This is a genomic window from Candidatus Poribacteria bacterium, from assembly GCA_021162805.1.
Taxonomy (GTDB): domain Bacteria; phylum Poribacteria; class WGA-4E; order B28-G17; family B28-G17; genus JAGGXZ01.
Genome location: JAGGXZ010000217.1, coordinates 1 through 4425, shown reverse-complemented (window position 1 = coordinate 4425; position 4425 = coordinate 1). Strand labels below are relative to the sequence as shown.

The 4425-nt window shown below is 45.8% G+C and carries 5 protein-coding genes; all 5 read left to right on the top strand.

What is annotated here, in order from left to right:
• Positions 1-144: 144 nt before the first annotated feature.
• Positions 145-645, top strand: coding sequence for a hypothetical protein (locus J7M22_17905; GenBank protein MCD6508479.1), 501 nt, complete (start codon positions 145-147; stop codon positions 643-645).
• A 53-nt stretch (positions 646-698) separates the two neighbouring features.
• Positions 699-1715 (top strand): PD40 domain-containing protein, encoded by a 1017-nt coding sequence (locus J7M22_17900; protein MCD6508478.1) that lies wholly within the window; start codon positions 699-701, stop codon positions 1713-1715.
• 38 nt (positions 1716-1753) lie between these two features.
• Complete coding sequence (locus J7M22_17895; GenBank protein MCD6508477.1) at positions 1754-2155, top strand: hypothetical protein; 402 nt, start codon at positions 1754-1756, stop codon at positions 2153-2155.
• Positions 2156-2306: 151 nt separating this feature from the next.
• Positions 2307-3542 (top strand): hypothetical protein, encoded by a 1236-nt coding sequence (locus J7M22_17890; protein MCD6508476.1) that lies wholly within the window; start codon positions 2307-2309, stop codon positions 3540-3542.
• Positions 3484-4425 (top strand): glycosyltransferase (locus J7M22_17885; protein MCD6508475.1); only part of this gene is annotated, 942 nt, incomplete at its 3' end. The genes J7M22_17890 and J7M22_17885, both read left to right, overlap by 59 nt.

Genomic DNA, 4425 nt, shown 5'->3' with positions numbered 1-4425 from the left:
GATTGGTATGATCCCACGTCGAGATATGGGATTTCGCCTGAGGAGAGGTGTATGATTTTGTGGGTTTGGCTAAAGAATCCAGTTGCTTTCCCTTTAAGCCTCAATAGATGGGCGAGCACAAAATAAGATGGGGAGGGGATTGAGATGCAAAGGAAAGTTTTAGCTTTCCTGGTCATGTCAGGGGCGTTGATGATTGGGTATCTGCTTGCCATAGCAGGGCCTAATCCACCTTGGCCGGTCCTTGGCTCCGCAAGAGATGATGGAAATATTTATAACTCCAACGAACGCCGTTATGGCGGCACCATATGGGCAAACGTCTACGTTGCATATAACCTAACTTGGATAAACGAGAATCGCTACTACCGAACATATCACTGGGCTCAAGCTTATAAATGGTCGGCTGAAAAAATGAAGTTTAAATATGAATGGAAGCATGACGGTTTAAGTTCTCCTCTTCCAGGGGAAGAGGAATTTCCCGTAGATACCTCGAACTCATGGTGGGAAGCAGATATGAGCTTTTCTTCCATTGCAAATAGAAGTTTTAAACCACACCCATATACGGCTATCAGATCGGTGATAGGAGATCCCGATCCTAATGACAATATTAGAGGGGAGGTTTTAGCCGGATTAAATCTAGACCTATGATGCTCATTTTATCGATCTATTTCCAGGACAGGTTGGAGAGGTGGAGAATTTACATGAAATTCTTGCCAGAGCCCATTTTCAGGAAAGTTTTAAAACTTATCTCCCCATTCATTCTCCTTCTAACTATCAACGCTATTGCTGTGGAAGCTTGGAGAAGCGGCAAGATAGTCATTTGTGCTTATGATGAGGGCGGCGAAAAAGCCATATTCATGATGAACGCCGATGGAAGCAACCTAACTAAGCTTATGAACGCTCGCCCATTGAGCTACATTTCCTTATCTCCTGATTGTGAAAGAATAGCTTTCGATATGTTCGATAGGGTGAAACAAAGATCTAATATATATGTCTTCGATATAAAAACTGGGAGGCTAACAAACCTGACGGAGGGGCTTCCTCAAGGGGGATCGACCAGTTTCCCTCGTTGGTCACCTGATAGTAGGAAGATCGTATTTGCGATAGAGAACTGGCCGGTGGAATCTTGGATATATATCATGGGAACGGACGGTGGAGGTTTGAGGAAGGTTTGTGAAGGAACTATGCCCGATTGGTCATTTGACGGACGCAGAATAGCGTTTTACTCCAAGAAGAGAAAGGAGATCTGTGTGATCGATGTGGAGGGGAGAAACCTGGAAGTTGTAACTAATAACCAGTTGCCGTTCGGTGATTTTGGCGATTCTATGCCTTGGGACATACGCTGGTCTCCTGATGGGGAGAAGATACTTTTCGAGTATAGACACGGCATTTACGTCGTGGGTGTGAGAGGTGATAATTTCAGGAAGCTGACAAAATGGTCTAGTTGGTCTCCTTGTTGGTCCCCCAATGGGAGGAAGGTAGCTTTTGTCTCCGATAGCCTCGATAATGATGAAAGACCTCATATTTATCTGATGGATCCCGATGGTAGCGGTGTGAAGAAGCTGATGGAGGAGGATCTAAAAGGAGTGAGGATATTACTTTACTTCGACTGGATGTTACCTCAAGCTTCGGGCTTGAAAATATATTCGTTGATGAAGGCCTTGTGGGGGAAAGTTAAATTCGGTTTAGAAAAGACGCCGCTTAGGGAAACGCTCTAGGGGAAAATTAAACTCGGACATTGAAGAGGAAACAGGCCATGAGGGAGAAATTCCGCTTTATTACACCCATGATTCTTACTTCTATTGTGATTCTGTTTTACGTAATGGTTTACATGAACAATGCCATCATAACGCCTGACCCTGAAGTCTCTCTCCTATCTCAACCTCGCTACTTATCTTTACCCGATGAGGACCCTCTACTCGCAGACGGGCAAGCTCTGGAATATCTTATTTGTTCTCTTAAAAGCGATGATCACCTCAGAGAATTGCCATGGAAATCGCCTGTCTCACTGGAATTTTCATCGCGAGCATTAGTGGGTGATTTCATCCGTAGAAATCCCCTCCATGTAATTGTGGATACAGGGGCGAAGTTATCCTCAAAGAAATTCCTCATAAGACGGACGGTAAAACAGGTGTACCTCTCCGATGAATCGAGATAAGACCATGCGGTTTAGCAAATATGTCGTTCCTCTGCTTTTAACCGCCAACGTTCTTCTGGCGATTTACATCCGCCTGATCGGCGCTTCCTTTGATGTTCTATCGCTTGAAGGAACCGATCCCGTAAGATATGCCTATCAGGCGAAGCGAATAGTGAAAGAAGGCAGGATGCCAGAGGTGGACATGCTGCGCTCTGCTCCTCTGGGAGAGAAGACCTCTTTGCATCTGACCCTATATCCCTATACAATCGCCGTAATGTATAGACTAATAAGTGTAATGCCTATCAACCTTCAGGTAGAACAGTTCATCATCGTCTCACCGATCATCTTTTTCCTATTAACGATCCTGATCGTATACATCCTAGTTCAGCGCGCCTTTGATGATTATACCGCCCTTCTCTCCGTTAACATAATGGTTTTTATACCTTATCTTCTGACGAGGACGAAAGCTGGCTTCGCCGATAGGGATAGCTTTGTGTTATTACTTTCAACGATCTCCTTCCTCTTTTATGTGTTATCTCTTAATGATGATGCTAAGATGAGATGGGTTTACATCTCTTTATCGGCATTTGCCATGTTATTGACAGGGCTTACATGGCAGGGGGTTGGCACTTTCATCGCTATAATCGTGGTTGTGGAACTTATAAAGCTCATGGTTGACCAGTCATACGGGTATCGAGAGACGATATTCTTTGGGGTATGGGTTTTTCCGATATCCTTAGGGTTACTGCTTTTGAAGCCTGATGTATACTATCGCCTGGATCGACCTTACGCTTTAATAGCCGTGTTCCTCCCACTGATCATCCTTTTGGCTTCGATTTTGGCTTCCATCATTCAGAGGGTCAAAGGTTTAAGGGAGGCGTTATCGCTTTATGGACGCTTACCCGTCGGAAATGCCTCGCTGATCCTCCTGATGGTGACCTTAACGATATTGTTTCGCTCCAGGCTCTATCGTACCCTCATGGTTTCGGCTTTTCCCTTTGGCTTTAATCCATTGTTTCAAACTATAGGTGAGCTTCAGAAATTGGGATTAATCGGTTGGGGGTTATGGCCCAGTGCTTTCTGGATTCCTATATCTATCGGATTACTCCTGATAGTATGGGACATATGTAAAGCGTTAAAGCTTCATCAACTATGGACATTAGGGTTGATCGAGATAATTGTATTCGGCATTGCGTTTAGCAGGCTCTCGTCTGGGATTTCAGGCGTCAACTTCATCGAAACCAATCTTACCTTGGCTATATATTGGGTTTCGCTCGGAATCGGGATATTGGGATTGATAATCGGGTTCATCCATGCTTATCTAAAACGTGGAGGGGATCCTCTCTCAATTGAATACACCAGCTTTCATCTACGACTGCGCCTATCCATATGTCAAAGGAGGGGTTGAGAGGCGGATCTTCGAGATGGCCAAAAGGCTCAGCACCAAACATCAAATCCTCATGATCACCATGAAATGGTGGAAGGGGGAAGGAGAGCTGAAGCTGAAGGGGAACATTTACCTCCATGGGGTATGCCCAAAGACCCAGCTATACACCCCTTCCGGAAGGAGGAAAATCCTCCCAGCCCTTCTCTTCTCGATCTCCCTTATCCCTTCCCTCTTCAAAGTGAATCCCGATGTGATAGACTGCCAGAACATCCCATATCTGCCCGCATTTGCCTGCAAGCTGTTCTGCGTCTTCAGACACGGACCGCTCATCATCACATGGCATGAGATATGGGGGGATTACTGGTACCAATACCTGGGATGGAGAGGGGTTTTCGGAAAACTGATAGAGAAACTCACATCTAGGCTCACAAAACACAACATCGCCAATTCCCCTCATACCCTAAAAAGGTTCAGAGAGATAAACCACATGCCCATCACGCTCATCCCCCCTGGGGTGGATCTGAAGAGGATAAAAGAGACAAGACCATCATCGCAAAGCTTCGACCTGTTGTTTGTGGGGAGGCTGATACTTGAAAAAAACGTAGAGGCTCTCATAAGGGTCATCGCCTCCATCGACATAAAACTCACCTGCGCCATCATAGGGGATGGGCCTGAAAGGGAAAGGCTCGAGAGACTCGCCGATGAACTGGGCCTTTCAGGAAGGATAAAATTCCTCGGATTCCTCCCTGAGGTCTACCCATATATGAAATCCTCCAGGATATTCGTCTTCCCCTCCAAGAGGGAGGGATTCGGCATGGTTGTGATAGAGGCGAACGCATGTGGAGTGCCCGTCATCCTTTTGGATCATCCCCATAATGCGGCTGTGGGGCTGATAGAGAATGGG

What these genes read in the sequence shown, in the direction of transcription:
- J7M22_17905 (MCD6508479.1), top strand. Translation starts at nt 145, where the DNA reads ATGCAAAGGAAAGTTTTAGCTTTCCTGGTCATGTCAGGGGCGTTGATG.
- J7M22_17900 (MCD6508478.1), top strand. Translation starts at nt 699, where the DNA reads ATGAAATTCTTGCCAGAGCCCATTTTCAGGAAAGTTTTAAAACTTATC.
- J7M22_17895 (MCD6508477.1), top strand. Translation starts at nt 1,754, where the DNA reads ATGAGGGAGAAATTCCGCTTTATTACACCCATGATTCTTACTTCTATT.